The organism is Bradyrhizobium yuanmingense (assembly GCF_025200905.1).
In the GTDB taxonomy this organism is placed as follows: Bacteria; Pseudomonadota; Alphaproteobacteria; order Rhizobiales; family Xanthobacteraceae; genus Bradyrhizobium; species Bradyrhizobium yuanmingense.
This window is the reverse complement of sequence record NZ_CP104173.1, coordinates 2,014,716-2,034,719: the sequence shown is the minus strand read 5'-3', so window position 1 is coordinate 2,034,719 and position 20,004 is coordinate 2,014,716. Positions and strand designations below refer to the sequence as shown.

18 protein-coding genes are annotated in these 20,004 nt (G+C 66.3%); 4 read left to right on the top strand and 14 right to left on the bottom strand.

Features of this window, described 5'->3' with window-relative positions; all coding sequences use genetic code 11:
• Positions 1-23: 23 nt before the first annotated feature.
• The 6 genes from N2605_RS09565 to N2605_RS09540 form a co-directional block, all read right to left on the bottom strand.
• Positions 24-995 (bottom strand): ABC transporter ATP-binding protein, encoded by a 972-nt coding sequence (locus N2605_RS09565; protein ID WP_074447511.1) that lies wholly within the window; start codon positions 993-995, stop codon positions 24-26.
• Positions 992-1,984 (bottom strand): ABC transporter ATP-binding protein, encoded by a 993-nt coding sequence (locus N2605_RS09560; protein WP_057026784.1) that lies wholly within the window; start codon positions 1,982-1,984, stop codon positions 992-994. The genes N2605_RS09565 and N2605_RS09560 overlap by 4 nt, the downstream gene beginning before the upstream one ends.
• Positions 1,981-2,853, bottom strand: a complete 873-nt coding sequence (locus N2605_RS09555; RefSeq protein ID WP_036004454.1) for an ABC transporter permease — start codon at positions 2,851-2,853, stop codon at positions 1,981-1,983. The genes N2605_RS09560 and N2605_RS09555 overlap by 4 nt, the downstream gene beginning before the upstream one ends.
• Positions 2,840-3,790, bottom strand: a complete 951-nt coding sequence (locus tag N2605_RS09550; RefSeq protein ID WP_260346439.1) for an ABC transporter permease — start codon at positions 3,788-3,790, stop codon at positions 2,840-2,842. Before N2605_RS09550 ends, N2605_RS09555 begins: the two co-directional genes overlap by 14 nt.
• A gap of 7 nt (positions 3,791-3,797) precedes the next feature.
• Complete coding sequence (locus N2605_RS09545) at positions 3,798-5,333, bottom strand: ABC transporter substrate-binding protein (RefSeq protein ID WP_109144553.1); 1,536 nt, start codon at positions 5,331-5,333, stop codon at positions 3,798-3,800.
• Positions 5,334-5,463: 130 nt separating this feature from the next.
• Positions 5,464-6,660 carry a CaiB/BaiF CoA transferase family protein gene (locus N2605_RS09540; protein WP_225139628.1) on the bottom strand — a complete coding sequence of 399 codons (1,197 nt, stop codon included), beginning with the start codon at positions 6,658-6,660 and terminating at the stop codon, positions 5,464-5,466.
• Positions 6,661-6,851: 191 nt separating this feature from the next.
• Between N2605_RS09540 and glgA the strand changes: the two genes are divergently transcribed.
• Positions 6,852-8,267, top strand: coding sequence for a glycogen synthase GlgA (glgA, locus tag N2605_RS09535; RefSeq protein ID WP_260346436.1), 1,416 nt, complete (start codon positions 6,852-6,854; stop codon positions 8,265-8,267).
• 141 nt (positions 8,268-8,408) lie between these two features.
• On the opposite strand, the gene N2605_RS09530 is transcribed toward glgA, so the two are convergent.
• From N2605_RS09530 to N2605_RS09520, 3 genes are all read right to left on the bottom strand, one after another.
• The gene (locus tag N2605_RS09530) at positions 8,409-9,356 is read right to left on the bottom strand and encodes an oxygenase MpaB family protein (protein ID WP_192893281.1); all 948 of its coding nucleotides are present in this window, start codon (positions 9,354-9,356) and stop codon (positions 8,409-8,411) included.
• Positions 9,357-9,446: 90 nt separating this feature from the next.
• Positions 9,447-10,592 carry a patatin-like phospholipase family protein gene (locus N2605_RS09525; protein WP_260346433.1) on the bottom strand — a complete coding sequence of 382 codons (1,146 nt, stop codon included), beginning with the start codon at positions 10,590-10,592 and terminating at the stop codon, positions 9,447-9,449.
• Positions 10,593-10,650: 58 nt separating this feature from the next.
• A complete protein-coding gene (locus tag N2605_RS09520) occupies positions 10,651-11,475 on the bottom strand; it encodes a 3-hydroxybutyrate dehydrogenase (protein WP_260346432.1) in 825 nt (274 codons plus the stop codon).
• Between the two features lie 180 nt (positions 11,476-11,655).
• On the opposite strand from N2605_RS09520, the gene N2605_RS09515 reads away from it, so the two are divergent.
• The gene (locus tag N2605_RS09515; RefSeq protein ID WP_225127450.1) at positions 11,656-12,543 is read left to right on the top strand and encodes a LysR family transcriptional regulator; all 888 of its coding nucleotides are present in this window, start codon (positions 11,656-11,658) and stop codon (positions 12,541-12,543) included.
• Positions 12,544-12,730: 187 nt separating this feature from the next.
• Here the strand turns inward: N2605_RS09515 and N2605_RS09510 are convergent, their stop codons facing one another.
• Positions 12,731-13,447: a peroxiredoxin-like family protein gene (locus N2605_RS09510; protein ID WP_036004431.1), complete on the bottom strand. Its 717-nt coding sequence runs from the start codon at positions 13,445-13,447 to the stop codon at positions 12,731-12,733.
• A gap of 273 nt (positions 13,448-13,720) precedes the next feature.
• Here N2605_RS09510 and N2605_RS09505 point away from each other — a divergent pair, with 273 nt between their 5' ends.
• Positions 13,721-14,200: a cupin domain-containing protein gene (locus N2605_RS09505; protein WP_036004428.1), complete on the top strand. Its 480-nt coding sequence runs from the start codon at positions 13,721-13,723 to the stop codon at positions 14,198-14,200.
• Between the two features lie 222 nt (positions 14,201-14,422).
• On the top strand, positions 14,423-15,625 hold the full coding sequence (locus N2605_RS09500) for an MFS transporter (protein ID WP_036004473.1): 1,203 nt from the start codon (positions 14,423-14,425) through the stop codon (positions 15,623-15,625).
• Here the strand turns inward: N2605_RS09500 and ccoS are convergent.
• From ccoS to ccoG, 4 genes are read right to left on the bottom strand one after another with little or no spacing between them, the layout of a single operon-like run.
• On the bottom strand, positions 15,622-15,789 hold the full coding sequence (gene ccoS / locus N2605_RS09495; RefSeq protein ID WP_008550618.1) for a cbb3-type cytochrome oxidase assembly protein CcoS: 168 nt from the start codon (positions 15,787-15,789) through the stop codon (positions 15,622-15,624). The genes N2605_RS09500 and ccoS overlap by 4 nt on opposite strands.
• The gene (locus tag N2605_RS09490) at positions 15,789-17,978 is read right to left on the bottom strand and encodes a cation-translocating P-type ATPase (protein ID WP_036004422.1); all 2,190 of its coding nucleotides are present in this window, start codon (positions 17,976-17,978) and stop codon (positions 15,789-15,791) included. The genes ccoS and N2605_RS09490 overlap by 1 nt, the downstream gene beginning before the upstream one ends.
• 11 nt (positions 17,979-17,989) lie before the next feature.
• A complete protein-coding gene (locus N2605_RS09485) occupies positions 17,990-18,475 on the bottom strand; it encodes a FixH family protein (protein WP_036004419.1) in 486 nt (161 codons plus the stop codon).
• 15 nt (positions 18,476-18,490) lie between these two features.
• Entirely contained in the window at positions 18,491-19,957 is a 1,467-nt protein-coding gene (gene ccoG, locus N2605_RS09480) for a cytochrome c oxidase accessory protein CcoG (RefSeq protein WP_036037795.1), read from the bottom strand.
• Positions 19,958-20,004: the final 47 nt, after the last annotated feature.

Here is a 20,004-nt window from a genome sequence, read left to right as displayed (position 1 = left end):
CGACCAGACAAACCGGTCTTAGTTCAGGCCAGCGGATGATGGCAAGCCGCGAACTGGCCGGGTGCGACCTGGCGCAACTCCGGTATCTCCGCGCTGCAACGCTGATCCGCGCGCGGGCAGCGGGTGCGGAAGCGGCAGCCGGACGGCGGCGCAATCGGCGATGGCGGCTCGCCGGCCGCCACACTTTCGGCGGGTCGCACGTCCGGATCCGGCACCGGGATCGCCTGCAACAGCAGCGCGGTGTAGGGATGCGCAGGCCGCGCGAACAATTGCTCGGAGGGGGCGACCTCGCAGAGCCGGCCGAGATACATCACTGCGACGCGGTCGCTGACCGCTTTGACCACCGCGAGGTCGTGCGCGATGAACAGCAGCGTCAGACCGAAGCGCGCCTTCATCTCCTCCAGCAGGTTGAGGATCTGCGCGCGAATGGAGACGTCGAGGGCCGACACCGGCTCGTCGCAGACGATGAACTCCGGGTTGAGCACCAGCGAGCGCGCGATACAGATGCGCTGGCACTGGCCGCCGGAGAATTCGTGCGGCAGGCGGGTCGCCACGAGATCGGGATCGAGCCCGACCGCGGAGAGCACCTCGTGAACGCGCCGTTTGCGCTCGGCGGCATCCTTGATCCCGGCGATGATCAGCGGCTCGGCGACGATGTCGCCGATGCGCCGGCGCGGATTGAGCGAAGCAATTGGATCCTGGAAGATCAGCTGCACGCGGCGGCGCATCCGGCGCAGCGCCTCGCCCTCCATCGCGGTGAGGTCCTCGCCGTCGAACATCACGCGGCCGGACTTGGCGCGGCGCAGTTGCAGCACCGCGCGCCCGAGCGTCGACTTGCCGCAGCCGGATTCGCCGACCAGCCCAAGCGTCTCGCCGCGCGCGACCTGGAGGCTGACACCGGAAACGGCATGAACAATCTTGTTGCCGAGGCCGTATTCGACCACGAGATTGTCGACGTTGAGAAGCGGCGCGGGGCGCGCGGCAAGCTGCATCATGCCTCGATCCCCTCCGTCATCCGGATCGGATGGAAGCAGGCATAGAGATGTCCCGACACCTCGGCGCTGGTCAGGACCGGTTTGGCCTCATGACAGCGCCCGCCGGCATAACTGCAGCGCGGCGCGAAGGAGCAGCCCTTCAGCGGGCGCGTCGGATCGGGTGGACGGCCCGAGATCGCCGGCAGCGGCGTATGCGGCGCGGTATCGAGCTTCGGGATCGCCGCCAGCAGTGCCTCGGTGTAGGGCATGTGCATGCGCTTGAACAAGGCTTGCGTCGGCGCGCGCTCCACCACCCGGCCGGCATACATCACCGCGACCTCGTCGGCCCGGCCGGCGACGACGCCGAGATCGTGGGTGATGATGATCATCGCCATGTGGCGGCGGCGCTGCTCGCGCGCGAGCAGATCGAGGATCTGCGCCTGGATGGTGACGTCGAGCGCGGTGGTCGGCTCGTCCGCGATCAGGAGCTTCGGCTCGCAGGACAGTGCGATCGCAATCGCGATGCGCTGGCGCATGCCGCCGGAGCATTGATGCGGATATTGCGCGAGCCGCTGCTCCGGGGCGGGAATGCCGACGGCGGCGAGCAGCTCGATGCTGCGGGCCTTCGCGGCGGGAGCGTCAAGCTCGAGGTGCTCCTGGATCGTCTCCATCAGCTGCGTGCCGATGGTGAGCACAGGGTTGAGCGAGGTCATGGGGTCCTGGAATACGACCGCGAGGTCGCGCCCGCGCAGCCGCCGCAGGCTTTCAGGCTCGAGCCGCACCAGATCCTCGCCGTCGAACATCACCCGGCCCGTCAGCTTCGCCTTCTTCGGCAGCAGCTGCAGCACGGCGCGCGAGAGCATGGTCTTGCCGCAGCCGGATTCACCGACGATTCCGAGCGTGCGGCCGGCCTGCAGCGAAAGGTCGACGTGATCGACCGCGCGCAGGTTTCCGCGCGGGGTCGGCAGCTCGACCGCGACATCCTCGATGGCCAGGAGCGGCGCGGTCACAGTGCCCCCTGACGTGGGTCGGTGAGAGCCCGCAAGGTGTCGCCGACGAGGTTGAACGCCAGCACCGTCGCAAACAGTGCTGCCGCCGGCAGAAAGGCGAGGCGCGGCGCGACGTCCAGACTGTCACGTCCCTCCCCGATCATGCTGCCCCAGCTCGGCATCGGCGGCGGCACGCCGAGGCCGAGGAAGGACAGCGCGCCCTCGACCACGATGGTGACCGCGACGCCGAGCAGGAAGAAGGCGAGCAGCGGCAGGATGACGTTCGGCAGCAGCTCGCGCAGCAGGATGCGCGCATGGCTAGCCCCTAACGCCTCGGCGGCGATCACGAACTCGCGCCGCGCCAGCGTCAGCGTCGCCGCGCGCGCCACGCGCATGAAAGCGGGAATGCCGAGCACGCCGAGGACAATAGTGAGGTTGGGGACCGACTGCCCGAGATAGGCGACCACCGCGAGCGCGAAGATCAGCGGCGGAAAGGCGAGCAACACATCCATGCTGCCGACCACCAGCGTCTCGAACCGGCCGCGGAAATAGCCGGCCAGCAGGCCGAGCGCGCCGCCGATGACGAGGCCGATCATGGGCGCGATCAGCCCGACCGTTAGCGACACCCGCGCACCAAAGATCAGCCGGGCGAGCTCGTCGCGGCCGAGCCCGTCGGTGCCGAGCCAATGTTCCCCGGAGAAGGCGGCGCGCCGTTCCAGCATGTCCATATCGGTCGGGTTCTGCAGCGGCAGCACCGGCGCCAGGATCGCTAGCGAAAGGATGATCGCAACCCAGGCGCTTGCGATCCAGAACAACAGGCCGAGCTTGGGCTTGCGGCCGACCGGCGCAGCTACCTCCTCGTCCTGGATCGACAGCTCAAGCGTGGCCATGGCGGATCCTGGGGTCGAGCACGGCATAGAGCATGTCGACGATGAAGTTGACGATGACGAAGCCGCAGGCGACCAGCAGCACCACGCCCTGGAGAATGACGAGGTCCCGGGTGTAGATCGCCCCGACCAGCAGCCGGCCGATGCCGGGCAGCGCGAAGATCGTTTCCACGATCAGCGTGCCGCCGAGCAGGCGACCGATATTGATGCCCGTCACCGTCACCAGGGTCAGCGAAGAAGGCTTCAGCGCATGCACCAACAGGATGCGCGATGGCTTGAGACCCTTTGCTTTCGCCAGCGCGATATAGTCCTCCTGCAACGTCGCGATCATGTCGGAGCGCAGCACCCGCATGATGCCCGGCCATTCCGCCAGCGCCAGCGTCAGCGCCGGCAGCACGAAGAAGCGCAAATTGGCCAGCGGCGCCTCGGTGAACGGCACATAGCCGGTCGCCGGCAGCCAGCGCAGCTCGACCGCGAACAGATAGATCAGCAGGATCGCAGTCAGGAACGACGGCATCGACAGCATCGCGAAAGCGCTGCCGGTCATGAAGCGGTCGAACGCACCGCCGGCGCGCGCGGCACAGGCGATCGCAACGGGAACACCGATCAGGAGCCCGATGAACTCGGCCATCAGCATCAGCTGCAGCGAGACCGGGATGCGCTCGGCCACCGCCTGCAGCACCGTCTGCCCGGTGCGAAACGAGCGGCCGAGATCGCCCTGCACCACGTGGCCGAGCCAGCTCAGGTAACGCCACCACAGCGGCTGGTCGAGTCCCATGTCGCGGCGCAGCGCCGCGACGTTCTCCGGCGTTGCCTGATCGCCCAGGATGACGAGCGCGAGATCGCCCGGCAGCAGCGAGGCGATCAGGAACGTCAGCAACGAGACGGCGAGCAGGACCGGCAGCATGGCAAGCAGCCGCCGCCCGACGAAGTTCAGCATCGCGCGGTCATTCCAGCCAGGTGGTCGAGACGTCGATCACGCCGTTGTAGATCTTCGGAAAGCCCTTCAGCTTGGCGCTGGACAGCGCGTAATAGGTATTCTGGAAGGTCCAGAACCAGATCGCCTCCTTGTTGATCAGACGGCTGATGGCGCAATAATCCTCGGTGCGCTGGCCGATGTCGGCGGTGACGCGCGCATGGTCCAGAAGCTTGTCGAGCTCGGGGTTCGCGTATCCGGCGAGCGCCAGCGGGCTGCCGCTGCGGAAATTCGCGTACATCTGCGGATCGGGATCGGCGAGATCGACGATGCGCCACGGCGTCAGCTGGAACTGCCGGGTGAAGGCGCGCGTCGGAATCGTGGCCTGGTCGACCTGCTCGATCTCCATGTTGGCGCCGACGCGCTTCCAGAATTGCTGCAGCACTTGGCCGACCATGCGGCCGCGCGGCGTCGCCGTCACCAGCATCTTGAACTCGACCGGCTTGCCGTACTCCTTGATCAGCGCCTTGGCCTTCTCAACGTCGAACGGCAGCGCCCCGTCGTCCTTGCACTTGACCCAGGAGCCGTCGCCGTAAGGATTGCTCGCGGGCCGGCTCAGGCCGTTGCTGATCGCTTGCGACATCTTGGGACGGTCGATCGCCATCACCAGGGCCTGCCGCACCCTCACGTCATCGAACGGCGCCACCTTGGTGTTGAAGGCGTAGACCTGCGCGCCCGAGCCCTTGTAGGTGTGCACGGTGAGCTTGGGGTCCTTCTGCGCCCTCATGATGTTGTCGGCGTCGTTCTCGTCGTCCCAGATGATGTCGGCCTCGCCCGATTGCAGCGAGGCAAAGCGCGACTGCGCGTCGGGCAGCGGCTTCAGGACGATGCGGTCGAGATACGGGCGACCCTTGTCCCAGTAGTTCGGGTTCTTCTCCAGCACCATGCGGTCGCCGGCGGTCCATGATTTCAGGATGTACGGGCCGGTGCCGACGGGATTGCGGTTGTAATCGTCGCCCTTGGTCTTCCAGGCGGTCGGCGAATGGATGACGTTGTTCTGGCTCTGGATGGTGATCGTCGCCGGCAGGTTCACGGAAGGATCGGTGAGATTATAGACGATTGTGTATTCGTCCGGCGCCAGCACCTCCTTGACGTTGGTGATGTAGAAGGCGCAGCGGCACTTGTTGGCGGGGTCCTTCTGCCGGTCGAAATTCTCCTTGAAGGCCTGCGCATTGAACGGCGTGCCGTCGTGGAATTTGACGCCTTCGCGGAGCTTGAAGGTCCAGGTCTTGTAGTCCTCGGAATGGCTCCAGGACACCGCGAGCTTCGGCGCGGCCTCGCCCTTGTCATTCAGCGTCGTCAGCGTGTCGAAGATCGCGGCGGCAGCGGTGAAGGTCGAGGTGTCGTAGACGCCGACCTTGAGCGGATCGAAGCCTGCGATCTCCAGCTCCTGACCGACGGTGATGCTGCCGCCTGATTTCTGCGCCTGCGCTGGCGTAGCCAGTGCAAATGCCGCAACGAGGAAAATAGGCACGCGCCTGCGTGCCAAGGCCGCCGCGTTCGTCATGGTTCCTCCCGGGATCCCTCGTCCGATGTTTCGGATCGTGAATGACTCGGAGGCGAGCTTGGCGACAAATGCCCGCCTCGGCAAGAGGAACGAACGAGAGTTCGAACGCCGCATGTGGCGGCGATGAGACTCAGGATGTCGCGGCCGTTTTGCCTGGCGGAATTGCCGTACCGTCCGCAAGGCCGATCTCCTGGCGCAACGCGTCGGTGTGCTCCCCGAGCACGGACACGGTCTTGGCCGGCGCCGTGTCAGCCCCCGACATCCGAAACGGCAGGTTGAGCACCTGGAACGAGCCGCCCTCGTCCCGCACCTCGGAGAGTGCCTGGCGGTGCGCAAGCTGCGGATCGGCCAAGGCCTCGGACACGCTGCGATAGGCCGAGGCCGGCACGCCGGCAGCGCCAAGCACGCGCAAGCACGCATCGGTCGAAAGCTGCCGCGACCAGATTTCGACGCCGTCCATCAACTCGGCCCAGTTCTCGCGGCGCGCGGCATAGGTGGCGAAACGCGGATCGGAGACCCAGTCCGGGCGGCCGATCACCCCCATCAGAGCCTGGAACGTCTTCTCGCTGGCGATCGTGATCATGACGTAGCCGCTTGCCGTCTCGGTCGGTCCGAACATCGGGCGTGGCGGCGGCGGCACCGCGAATTGCGAGCTCTGCAGCTCGGTCAGCGTCAGCGACAGCATGGTTTCCAGCATGGAGACGTCGATGTGCTGGCCGGCGCCCGTCACGCTGCGTTGATAGAGCGCCGACGCGATCGCGCCAAAACCATAGGTCCCGGTGACGACGTCGGCGTGGTAGATACCGCAATAGTCGGGACGGTTGCGGCCCGGCTGGTAGGCGAGATGGGCCATGTCGTAGCCCGAGGCCGCGTGGATCACCGGGGCGTAGGCCGGCAGCTCGGCCGAAGGGCCGGTCTGGCCATAGCCCGAGATCGAGCAGTAGATCAGCCTCGGGTTGACCTGACGCAGGCTGTCGTAGTCGAGCCGAAGGCGGCGCATCACGCCGGGACGGAAGTTCTCGACCAGAATGTCCGACGTCGCGGCCAGCCGGCGCACCGCCTCCTTGCCATCCTCGGACTTGAGGTCGAGGACCACGCTCTTCTTGCCGACATTGAGCTGACCGAACGCGGTGCTGCAGCCGTTGCGGAGGGGAGGCCGGGTCCGCATCGTCTCGCCGCCATCGGTCTCGATCTTGATGACCTCGGCACCCATGTCGGCGAGCATCCGCGTGCAATGGGGCCCGGCGATGGTGGTCGAAAAATCCAGCACCCGCAGGCCCGCGAAGGCCTTTGTCGTCGTCCCCTCATGCTTATCTGCTAGCTGCATGCCTGCCTGCGCCCTTGAACTCGTGGAACCATCGAAGATCTTTGTTGTTGATGCGGCGACCCTAGAGGGCGGCGGCTGAGTAGGAAAGTGTTTACCGAACAGACGTGCCGCGTGGGCGGGCTTTGGATTTCCAGCACAACTGGACCCGTTCTTGCATAGCAGCAAGCGGGGTCGAAAGAGGGCGGTTGTTCTTGAGGGTCTTGTTCGTCACCACAGAGATGGACGACTTCGTTCGCGTCGGCGGATTGGGCGCCGTTTCCGCCGCCCTCCCCCGCGCACTTCGCTCCTTCGCCGATATCCGGATCATGCTGCCCGGCTATCGCGACATCATCGAGCAACTCACGCATATTCAGGTCGTTGGCCGCTGTCCCGCATTCGCGGAGATGCCGGCCTGCTCGCTCGGCCGTGCCGCGACCAAGGACGGCCTGCCGGTCTATGTGCTGTTGTGCTCGCAGCTCTACGACCGACCGGGCAACCCCTATGGCGACGAGCTCGGGCGCGATTGGCCCGACAACGACATCCGCTTCGCGCGCTTGGCCTCGGCCGCGGCTGAGCTCGCCATGGGCAAGCTGGACAAGAATTGGGCAGCAGACCTGATCCATGCCAACGACTGGCAGGCCTCGCTGGTGCCGGCCTATCTCGCCTGGCAGGGCGCCAAGCTGCCGTCCATCCTGACCATCCATAACCTCGCCTATCAGGGCCTCTTCCCGAAGGACTCGTTGCGGCGGATCGGCGCACCGGAGAGCTCCTTCCACATCGACGGCGTCGAGTTCTACGATCAGGTCTCCTTCCTCAAGGCGGGCCTCGTCTACGCCTCGCACCTCACCACGGTCAGCGGCACCTATGCGCGGGAGATCACCACGGCCGAGTTCGGCTGTGGCCTGGAGGGCCTGCTCCGCCTGCGCTCGGACGCCGCCGAGCTCACCGGCATCCTCAACGGCATCGACGAGAGCTGGGACCCGCGCTCCTGCGCCCAGCTCGCCCAGCAATTCGGCGCCGGCGACTGGGTCGGCAAGAAGGCGAATGCGGATTACGTCCGCAAGCAGTTCGGGCTGGCGGTCTCGCGCGGGCCGATGTTCGGCATCGTCGCGCGGCTCGTGCACCAGAAGGGCATCGACCTCGTTCTGTCGGCGGCGGACGAGATCGTCGATGCCGGCGGGCAGATCGTGGTCACCGGCTCCGGCGAGCCGGCGCTCGAGCAGGCCTTGATCGACACGCACCGCCGCCGCCCCGACGCCATCGGAGTTGCGATCGGCTTCAACGACGCCCAGGCGCGGCGCATCTTTGCCGGCAGCGACTTCACCTTGATGCCGTCGCGGTTCGAGCCGTGCGGGCTCAGCCAGATGTACGCCCAGCGCTTCGGCTCGCTGCCGATCGGCCACCAGACCGGCGGCCTCGCCGAGACCATCAGCGACGGCGAGACCGGCTTCCTGTTCTCGAGGCCGTCGCGCGAGTCCTTCCTCGGCGGCGTGCGGCGCGCCTTCTCGGCCTTCATGGCCCACGACCAGCTCGACACGATGCGCCGCAGCGCCATGGGGCGCTCGTTCTCCTGGAGCATCTCGGCCGGCAGCTACAGCGCGCTGTACCGCAAGCTGGCGTCGGTGTGAGGCACCGCTGTCATTCCCGGGCGCGCCGTTTGGCGCGAGCCCGGAATCCATCGTGCGGCCGGAACGCTCGGAGAAATGGATTCCGGGCTCGCGCTCCGCGCGCCCCGGAATGACAAGCTGCAACGAGCTTGCCTCGAGTCCCTATTTCCCGCGCACATCCATCTGCGGACGGCCGATCCAGGCGCGATTAAGACACCGCGTCATCCAGTCGGGCCGCGCTTCGCCCCGCAGCCGCGCCTGCGCTTCCTGGTAGGGACCGACATAGCGCAGCCGGCCAGGCAATTTCGGATAGACGCGCCGGATCCACCGCAGCGCGTGATCGGCGGATCGGATCGCACGCGCGTCGAGCTCGAAGCCGAAGCCCGCGCGCAAGCGCTCGGGCAGCATGCTCGCGGTGAGCGCGCAATACCAGCGCGGCGGCCGCAGCCACGGGCGCGCGCCGCTGAATATCTGCGCGGCGATCTCGCGCGCCGCAGGGCCAACGGTCAGCGTCTCCGACTGCGCCATTGCCTTGGTGTAGGCGACGAAGCCGGACCAGTCCGCCGGCAAATCATCCCCCTTTAATCCGAAGAGGGCGCCGTACAGCCTGGCCTCGCTCCAATAGCGATCGCGCTCCTCCGCCGAGAGTGGCGGCAGCACCAGATCATGTGCCATAAGCGCGGTCTCGACCAGCGTGGCGTGGACCCAGCGCAGCGCGGGGATGTCGTTGGCGCAGTAGCGCGAGCCGGCCGCGAACGGCCCCACGGTCTCGGGCATCTCGCCGACGATCATGCTGTGACGCCGATGTAGCTGCCGGGACGACAGCAGCGCCCGGTCCAGCGAACCGAACACCATCGTAAAGACGATGTCGAAGGTGCGATGGAAGCGGCCGATCGGATCGGCAAGGGTGCGCGAATGCTCGGCGATCGCCGCCGCCACCCAGGGATGGGCCAGTTGCAGCAGCAGCGCACGGCCGGCGCCGAGAAAGAGCACGGCCTCCCGGTCGATCTGCCAGGTCAGTGAGGCCGGACCGAATACGCCCGCGACCGGTCCCGCCGCGTTGGCACGCAGCGTCTCGAGCGACTCCTCCAGATCTTTCTCAGCGACCAATTGCAAGCCTCGCGACGAAGATACGGCGACCATACTCCGGACCGCGCGCCTGCAAAATCGTCGTCGTGCGAGGCTATGACGAACAGAGCCTCACTCCGCCGCCATCGGCATCTCGTCCATATGCTCGTGCAGCACGACGCCGGCGAGCGGATCGAATTCGCCGATCCAGGGCTTGCGCGCCAGCACCGATTTCGTGTGCGCATAGCCGGCGTGCCAGCGCCGCGTGATCCCGGACGGACTGAAGTCGATATCCTTGGTATGGGTCTCGTGCTCGAGCTGAGGCGCCAGCAGCCGCACCACGTGCATGCGGGTCGGGCAGCCGTAGCTCGTCAGTTCCCTCACCGCGGGATCGTTGCGCTCGCTCTCGGGCAGCCGCGCCGCGAGCTGGTTAATGACGTGGCGCAGACGATGGGCCTGCTGCTGTCGCACGATCTGGCTGGCGATGCGGCTGGAATATTGCACGTCCTTGTGCCGGTTCAGCACCTCCGCCATCGTGGTCGGCTCCGGCCCGACCGGATTCCACAGATGCACGGAGAAGATCAGCGAGTTCCTGCGTGGATTGTCGTCGAACACGGCTTCGGTCGGCGTGTTCGACAGGATGCCGCCGTCCCAATAGAGCTCGCCGTCGATGCGCACGGCGGGGAAAGCCGGCGGCAGCGCGCCCGAAGCCATCACATGCTTCACCGTCAGCTCGCCGTCGCGGCTGTCGAAATAGCGCATTTCGCTGGTGCCGACATGAGCCGCACCAACCGTCAGACGCGGCGCGCAGCGGTTGGCGAGATCAAAATCGACGAGCTCGCTCAGCGTCTTCTCCAGCGGCGCGGTCGAATAATAGCCGGCGTGATCGGCGCCCAGCGGATAGGAATCGCCGGCATGGGCCAGCGGATTGGGCCGGAAGAAACCGGCAATGCCGTGGGTCACGGTCGACCAATAGGCCAGCTTCTCGTTGAAGCCGGGAAACGCGGCTCGCCAGTCCCAGACCGGCTGCTGCTCCATCCGCTTCCAGAACTCCCGCAAGCGCGCGAGCCGGTGCTCGGGCGCGTTGCCGGCGATGAGGCTCGCATTGATCGCACCGATCGAGGTGCCGATGATCCAGTCCGGCTCGATGCCGGCTTCGTGCAAGGCCTGGTAGACCCCGGCCTGGTACGAGCCGAGCGCGCCGCCGCCCTGAAGCACGAGCACGACCTGACCCGGCAGGTCGTGCTGCTTATGCTGAGAATTGTCCTGCGTGCCCATGTCTCGCTCCTGGTGAGCTTGCACTGTTCGAGTATTCGACTTGCTGCGCCGGCCCATGTCAATGCGCGGTCCAACCGCCGTCGACCGGCAGCGCAACGCCGGTGATCGAGGCCGCCGCGTCCGTCGACAGGAACACCGCGAGTGCGCCGAGCTCCTCGACCGCAACAAAGCGCTTGTTCGGCTGTTGCGCCAGCAGCACGTCGCGGATCACCTGATCGCGGGAGATGCCATGGGCCTTGGCCTGGCCGTCGATCTGCGCCTCGACCAGCGGCGTATGGACATAACCAGGGCAGATTGCGTTGCAGGTGATGCCCTGCTCCGCCGTCTCCAGCGCCGTCACCTTGGTGAGGCCGACGATGCCATGCTTGGCGGTGACATAGGCTGCCTTGAACGGCGAACCGACCAGGCCGTGCGTGGAGGCAATGTTGATGATCCGGCCGAAACCGTTCTGCCGCATTGCCGGCAACGCGAGCCGCGTGGTGTGGAAGGCCGAGGACAGGTTGATTGCGAGGATCTGGTCCCACTTCTCGACCGGAAACTGGTCGAGCGGCGCGACATGCTGGATGCCGGCGTTGTTGACCAGGATGTCCAGCCGGCCGGATTGGGCCACCGTTGCCGCGATCATCTCGGCGATCGATTTCGGCCTCGTCATGTCCGCCGGCGAATAGCTGGCCTTGACGCCGAACTCGGCGGCGATCTGCTCGCGCGTCCGGCCGATCTCGCTGGCGACACCAAGGCCATTGAGCACGATGTCGGCGCCCGAGGCGGCGAGGGCCCGCGCGATACCGAGACCGATGCCGCTGGTGGACCCGGTGACAAGCGCCACCTTGCCGGCAAGCACGCGTGATGAAGCGGACGTCTGCGTCTTGATGGAAATATTCATGATCCAGACCTCTTCTCAGCGCGACACCGCGCCAGGCTGGAGCGAAATGTGCGGGATCTCCGGGATTTGCGGAAATGCCGGTTGGCTTCCGAGTCGATACGTCCGCGCTATCGCAGGCGGGATGTCATTTTTCGCCCTGATCGGCTAGATTTCCGGTCGATATTTGCTGGGAGCCGATCCATGGAAATGCACCAGGTCCGCTATTTCCTCGCGGTGGCGCAGCTCTTGAACTTCACGCGCGCGGCCGAGGAATGCAACGTCACGCAGCCCTCGCTGACGCGAGCGATCAAGCAGCTCGAGGCCGAGCTGGGCGGCGACCTGTTCCGCCGCGAACGCCCCGCCGCGCAATTGACTGAGCTCGGCCAGCGCATGCATCCACTCCTGAAGCAGTGCTATGACGCGGCCATCGGCGCGCGCTCGCTCGCCTCCTCGTTCAGGAGCGGAGAGATCGGTGCGCTCCGCATTGCGCTGACGCATTCGATCGACCTCGCTTTGCTGATTCCGCATCTCAACGAGATCAAGCGGCAGTTCAACCGGCTCGAATTCCGCTTTCTGCGCGGCTCGGGCCGGGAGGTCGGCGACTTCCTGAAGAAGGGCGAAGCCGAGCTCGGCATTGCGGCCGAGATCGACGAGGCCTGGGACCGGCTGGATGTCTGGCCGCTGTTCACCGAGAGCTTCGAGCTCGTCGTCGGCGACGGGCACCGGCTGGCCGGCCGCAGCTCGGTCGAACTGGACGATCTGCGATCGGAGCTGCTGCTGAGCCGAACTTTCTGCGAGCACGCGCGCCGCATCTCCGCGAGCCTGCGCGAGCACGGCATCGACATCGAACAGGGTCATGAGGTCTCGAACGAGCGCGACTTGATCGAGCTGGTCGAGGCCGAGATGGGCGTCGCCATGGTGCCGCACACCTCGCCCGTGCCGGAGCGGCTGACCCGCGCCGCGGTCACGGGGCTGGACGCCCGCCGCACCGTCAATCTCTATGGGGTCGCCGGCCGGCAACGCACCGCCGTGGGCAACGCCGTGATGCGCATGCTGCGCGGCGCCGACTGGCGCGAGATCGCGGGGTAGTCTTTACAGTGTCGACCGCCCTTCCCCTCTCCCCCTGTGGGAGAGGGTGGCTCGCCGCATAGCGGCGAGACGGGTGAGGGGTATCTCTCCGCGACTCCAATCCTCATTTGTGATTGCGGAGGTACCCCCCCTCATCCGGCGATTCGCGCCACCTTCTCCCACAAGGGGAGAAGGAAGAGAGCGTAGCTCAATTCTCCTGGCTCGCGCGCTCCAGCGCTTCGATCAGATCGTCGATCTCCATGCGCTTGCGGAAATCCGGATCGACGAAGCGGGCTTTCACGATGCCGTCGCGTCCGACCACGAACACGGCCGGGATCGGCAGCATCCAGCCGTCATTGCCGTGGAATTTCGCCATGTCCTGATAGGACAGCAATTGCTGGATCTCGGCACCTAACCAGATCGCGAGGTCGAGCGACAGCGCATAGCCGTTGTCGAGATCCGTCAGGATCGGAAACGGCGCGCCGGATTCGGACTTGAGCTGCCCGGTATATTCCTGCGTCTCCGGCACGATCGCGACGACCTGCGCCCCCATCGCCTTGATGCGGTCCAGCGCCTGGACCACGGCGCGGACATTGAGCCGGCAATAGGGACACCAATGGCCGCGGAAGAACATCACCGCGACGGGGCCTTCCTCCAGCAGCGAGGGCAGCGACACGAGATGCCCCCCCTCGTCGGGCAACATGAAGGGCGGCATCGGGTCGCCCGGCCGCGGCGCGGTCTCGCCGCCGCCGTTGTCGCTCAATCGCGCGACCAGGCGATCGACCGCCTCGCCATAGGCCGGAAAGACCTCGCGGCTGGCATCGGCATAGGCGCGGAGCTGTTCGTTCAGCGTGCTGTCCATGTCGCGGCAGCGCTGGAACGCGAGCCTGAGCTGTTCGGCATCGGCTGGCGAGAGAGACGTCATCTTCCTGCTCCGGCTTCCTTGCGGGCGAATATTAGTTTCCCGGTTCGCCCGCCCGCAAGGGGCGACCACAATCGGGCGTGCTGGCATCGGACGCCGGATGCTGCGAAAGCGGAAATGCCGATGCCCAATCGGTTCGATAGCTGCCGCCTATCGGCATAGCGCGGGGCTATCGCATCGAAAGCAAGCCGGCATTTCAACATGGAAAAGGTCTCGACGAAGCTCCTGCCATAGCCCGCGGCCATCAGGGCTCGCGGCCAACAGAGGAGACTTTCCATGTCTAGCCATCTCACAATGTCGCGCGTGGTTTGGACAGGCGTTGCCGTTCTCGGCGCGCTGACATTTGCGACGCCGGTTTTCGCCGGCGAATGTCCGGCCGGCAAGACCAAGCCGAATGCGCAGCCGATGGTCGACTACAAGCCGGTCGGCGTCACCGACGTGACGCTCGGCACGATCGATCTCGGCAAGCAGCCCGCCCGTATCGAGGGCCGCGAGCTGCGCTTCCGCAAGCTGACCATCGAGCCCGGCGGCATCGTGCCCTGGCACAGCCATGACGACCGTCCGGCCCTGATCTTCGTGCAGCAGGGCGAGATCGTCGAATACGCCTCCAACTGCGTCGACCCGATCGTGCACAAGGCCGGCGACATCCGCCCCGAAGTCCACGGCACCTCGCACTGGTGGAAGAACCTCGGCAAGGAGACCGTCATTCTCTATGTCGGCGACGTCCGCAAGGATCCCAACGACCGCCATATGTAATTCCCTGCGGCCATACTTCGAGACGCCCGCTTCAGGCAGGCTCCTCAGGATGAGGACGGAGTGTGCGGCAGCAGCCTCGGCGGCCACGATGTCGCTTAGCCTCATCCTGAGGAGACCGCCACCGGTTCCGCGCAGAGCGCGGCCCGATGACAGGCTCCGCGGTCGTCTCAAAGGACGAGGCGCGCGCTCGGGGCATGCCAGGGCATGAGGGAGCGCAACGACATGACCGATCTTTCCGCATCGATCAAACCGACCGCGACGACGATGAATGCGCATTCCCCTGGCTTCGCGTTTCGCTCGCTCGTGATCGGCCTCACCGCATTCCTGACGGTCGTCGATCTCTTCGCGACGCAGGCGATCCTGCCCTCGCTGACACGGCACTACGGCGTCACACCCGCGGCAATGGGCTTTGCCGTCAATGCCAGCACCTTCGGCATGGCCGCAGCCAGCCTCGTCGTCGGCTTCTTCAGCCCGCGTATCGACCGGCGAACGGGCATCCTGCTCAGCCTGGCCCTGCTTGCGGTTCCCACCAGCCTGCTTGCTGTCGCGCCCAATCTTGCCGTCTTCACCGCGTTGCGGGTCGCGCAGGGCCTGTGCATGGCGTCCGCCTTCGCGCTCACCCTCGCCTATCTCGGCGAGCAATGCAGCGCCATGGACGCCGGCGGCGCCTTTGCCGCCTACATCACCGGCAACGTCGCCAGCAACCTCGTCGGCCGGCTGATCTCGGCCGCATTGGCCGATGGCCTCGGCCTCGCCTGGAACTTCTACTTCTTCGCGGCGCTCAATCTTACCGGCGCAGCGCTGGTCTATTTCACCGTCAACCGCGTGCGGCCGATGCATGCGATGATGCCGGCGGCTGCGCCGCTCGCCGCCACCATCGCGCATTGGCGCAATCCGCAGCTGCGCGCCTCTTTCGGCATCGGCTTCTGCATCCTGTTCGCCTTCATCGGTACCTTCACCTACGTCAATTTCGTGCTGGTGCGGCCGCCGCTGTCGCTCGGCATGATGGATCTCGGCCTCGTCTATTTCGTCTTCCTGCCGTCGATCGTCACGACGCTTCTGGCCGGCAGGGTGGCGGCCCGGCTGGGAACGCGGCCCACGATCTGGGGCGCGCTCGCTGTTGCCGGGCTCGGCCTGCCCTTGATGCTGTCGCCGCGTCTGGGCGAAGTGCTCGCCGGCATGGTCCTGGTCGGGGTCGGCACATTCTTCGCACAGGCCGCCGCGACGGGTTTCGTCGGACAGGCCGCAGCCGACAATCGCGGCATCGCCAGCGGGACCTATCTTACGTGTTACTTCTGCGGCGGACTGGTCGGTACGGCCGTGCTCGGGCGCCTGTTCGACGCTTTCGGATGGCAGGCGTGCGTATTCGGCGTGGGCGCGGCGCTCGCTGCCGCAGCCCTGCTTACATTCGCCCTGAAACGCTAGCGCTTGGCCGGCGCTTCCTGCGGCGGCTCGTCGTCGGCGATCGCGCGCCAGGCGGCGCCGTCGAGATCGTCGTACTGGCCGCTCCTGAGCGACCACAGGAAAGCGACGAGACCGGCACCTCCGAGCATCAATGCTAGCGGGACCAGGATGACCAGTATCTCCATTACACGATCTCCCGCGAGGCGCTGCGGGCGCGCAGCGAGTTCAGCATCACCAGGATCGACGATCCGCTCATGGCGGCAGCGGCGATCAGGGGCGTCACGACGCCGCTGATCGCAACCGGCACCGCGAGCACATTGTAGCCGATCGCAAGCCAGAGGTTCTGCCGCATCAAATGCAGCGCCTTGCGCGAGGCGTCGATGGCGGCGACGACGGGAGCCAGCGGCCGGCCGAGGAAGACGAGATCGGCGGTGGCCTGGCTGAGATGCGCGGCCGAGATCGGCGACATCGAGACATGGGCCGCCGCGAGCGATGGCGCATCGTTCATGCCGTCGCCGACCATCAGCACTTTCGCACCGCGCCGTTTCAGCTCCTCGATCCGCGCGATCTTGTCGGCCGGGGTGACGCCGGCGCGCCACTCGGGGATGTCGAGCGATCGGGCCGCGGCCTTCACGGCCGGCTCGCGATCGCCGGACAGGATCTCGACGCCGATGTTACGCGCCTTCAGAGCCGCGATCACCGCCTTGGCATCGGGTCGCAGGCCTTGGCGAACCGAGAGGATGAATTTTTCGCTGCCCTTGCTGAACGCGACGATGGAAGCTTCGGGATCGACCAAGGCGCTGGCGACCAGCGCCTCGGCACCGCTGAAGGAGGGACGGCCGAGGCGAAGCTCGAGGCCGTCGACGGTCGCACGGACACCCTGCCCGGCCTCCTCCACCGCATTGAGGATCGGAGACTTCGCACCGGCAGCTTGCGCGACGGCGGCAGCCACCGGGTGATGGCTCGACAGTGCGAGCCGGCCGGCGAGTTCGAAGACATCGGTGGGAATGTCGGCGGCATTCATCACTTCGAGCTCGGGCAGCGTCAGCGTGCCGGTCTTGTCAAAGATCACATGGTCGGCTTCAGCCAGCCGCTCGATCGCATCGCCCGCATTGAGCAGAACACCGGCCTTGAACATCGCGCCCGAGGCCACCGTCTGCACCGTCGGGATCGCAAGCCCTAGGGCGCAGGGACAGGTGATGATCAGCACGGCGACGCCGGTCACGATCGCATCGTGCCAGCTCGCACCGGCGAGGACCCATCCGAGAATGGTCAGGAGCGCGGTCGCATGCACCACCGGCGCATAGAGCCGCGAGGCCCGGTCGGCAAGGCGCATGTAGCGCGAGCGCGCCTGGAGCGCGTTGTCGAGCAGCCGCGTGATCTCGGCGAGCAGCGTCGCCTCGGAGGCAGCCGAGACCCGCACCCGCAAGCTGCCGGAGATGTTCATCGATCCCGCATAGACCGGCGTGCCCTGCTCGGCCGTGACATAGAGCGTCTCGCCGGTGATCAGGCTCTGGTCGATCTCGGAACGCCCTTCGATCACGGTGCCGTCGATCGCGCAGCGCTCGCCGGGCCGGAGCAGCACGATGTCGCCCGGATTGATCGCCGCCACCGGCACCTGCGAGATCTCGTCGGGCCCGATGAACTTCGCGGCCGTCTCAGCCTTCAGCGCGGCGAGATTGCCGGCGACCGCGCGGGTCCGCCGCCGCATGTTCTGGTCGAGGAAGCGGCCGACCAGGAGGAAGGTCAGCAGCATGATCGCGGCGTCGAAATAGGCATGCTCGGCGTGGTGGATGGTCTCGACCACGGACATGCCGAGCGCCAGGATCACGCCGATCGAAATCGGCACGTCCATGTTGGTGGTCTTGGCCGACAGAGCGCGCAAGGCCGAGCGAAAGAACGGCTGGCCGGCATAGGCCGCCGCCGGCAGCGCGATCAGCGCCGACAGCCAGTGGAAGAAATCGCGCTGCTCCGGCAGCATGTCCGAGACGTTGCCGGACCACACTGGGATCGACAGCATCATCACGTTCATGGTGGCGAACGCGGCGACCCCGAGGCAGCGCAGCAGGAAGCGGGATTCGGCGACCTCGGCCACTTCCGCACTCTCGGTCTCGAACGGATAAGCCTTGTAGCCGAGCTCTTCGAGCCGGTCGATGAAACGGCCGGGGTCGAGCGTGCCCGCCTTCCATTCCAGCGCAACGCGGCGGTCGGTGAGGTTGACGCGGGCCAGGGTGACGTCGGGGATGGCCGAGAGCCCGCGCTCGATCTTGGCCATGCAGCCGGCGCAGTGAACGCCCTCGACGGCGAGATCGATGTGCCGGAGGCCCTCGCCCGCATCGCGGACGTAATGAGAGAAATCGCGCGTGACCTGCATGACGGAATCCTTCAGTTCAGGATCACGCGGTTGCGCGACATGAACACGCGCGTCCCCCGCGCCTCGCCCTCGATCACCAGGTCCCATTGGCCCGGCGCGACGGACGCCGCATTGCCGCGATAGAGGCCGATGCCGGCTTCGGTGAGCTCGACGGCGAGGTCGGCGCGCTTGTCGGTCGGCCGCTCCAGCCGGCCGCCGAACTTCAGCCCGGAGATCGGCTGGCCGCCGGCGTCGCGGGCCTCGACCTGGACCGAGGCGCCGCCGTCGTTGCGGCGCTCGACATGGGCGTTGACCTTCCACTTCCGCGCGGCCTGGTCCTGCGCCGCCGAGATCTCGCGATCGTAGACGAGGCCCGCGGCATAGGGGCTGTCGACGTCGGTGCCGGGCAGCGTTGCGATGGCGAGCTTCATCATGGTGGCATTGACGCCGATCACGAGGCCGAAGAAAGCGACCAGCATCAGGAAAACCTTGGTTCCGGTCAGCGGCTTGGATGACATGGTGGTCTCCTGATCTTACGGCGCGACAAAATTGTCGGTGGCACTCGCGGCGACGCCGAGCCCGATGTCCATGACGTGGAAGCGGACCGGAATCGATTTCTCCGGATTGTTTTCGGCCGGCGCGGTGACCAGCAGCCGCAGCTCGCTGGTCGCATCGCGCGGGATCACGATGATCGGACGGTCCGGCGTGACCGAATCGATGCCGACGACGTGCATCGTGGGGTTCACGGGCCCCTCGACGTCGATCGCGATGACGCGGTCGTAGCCGCTCTTGTTCAGCAGCCGCACCGTATAGGCGTTGCGGATCGAGCCGTCGCTCAGCTTGACCGCGACCGGGTTGCGGTCGTGCAGCACGTTGACGTCGAGCAGGCTGCGGGTCGCCAGCGTATAGATCATGAAGCCGCCGACGGCCGCGATAATGGCACTATAGACGACGGTGCGAGGCCGGACGATCCGGTAGATCGGCGCCTTGCCTTCCTGGCGGCGATGGATGTTGATGTCGTTGTCGTAGCCGATCAGCCGCTTCGGCCGGCCGATCTTTGTCATCACGTTGTCGCATGCGTCGATGCAGAGGCCGCACTGGATGCATTCCATCTGCGGCCCGTTGCGGATGTCGATGCCGGTCGGGCAGACCGCGACGCATTGGTAGCAGTCGACGCAATCGCCGACCTGCTGGCCGAGGGCGCGCAGCTCGGCGGCCTTTTTCACCGAGGTGCGCTTCTCGCCGCGGTCATAGCGATAGGTGACGTTGAGCGCCCATTCGTCGGTGAGTGCGGCCTGAATGCGCGGCCACGGACACATATAGGTGCAGACCTGCTCGCGCATGAAGCCGGCGAGCAGATAGGTCGTCGCGGTGAGGATGCCGATCCAGATATAGGCGAGCATCGGCCCCTGGAAGGTGACGAGCTCCTTCACCAGGGTCGGCGCGTCGTTGAAATAGAGCACCCAGGCGCCGCCGGTCCACCAGGCGATCATGAGCCAGATCGAATGCTTGAGCACGATCTCGGAGATGCGCTCCAGCTTCATCGGATCGGACGATTTGTCCTTCTTCATCCGCTCGCGCCGGTCGCCCTCGATCAGGCGCTCGACCGCGTAGAACAGGTCGGTCCACACCGTCTGCGGACAGAGATAGCCGCACCAGATCCGCCCGCCGATGGAGTTCATCAGGAACAGCGCCACCGCGGCGACGATCAACAGGCCCGTGAAGTAATAGACCTCCTGCGGCCACAGCTCGATGAAGAAGAAATAGAAGCGGCTGTTGGGAAGATCGATCAGCACCGCCTGGCTCGGCGCGCCGAGACCGCGATTCCAGCGCACGAAGGGCAGGAAGTAGTAGACGCCGAGGCAGAATGCCATCAGGCCCCATTTGATCCGGCGGAAAGTACCGGAGACGCTCTGGGGATAGACCTTCTTGCGCGCCGCATAGAGCGGCCCGACGTCGTCCGCGGGCTTCAGTTCGTTCGGATTGACGGTCTTGTTCATCGCCTCGAGCTTCTTCAAAGGTGCGATTAAACCTAGACCCGGCACCG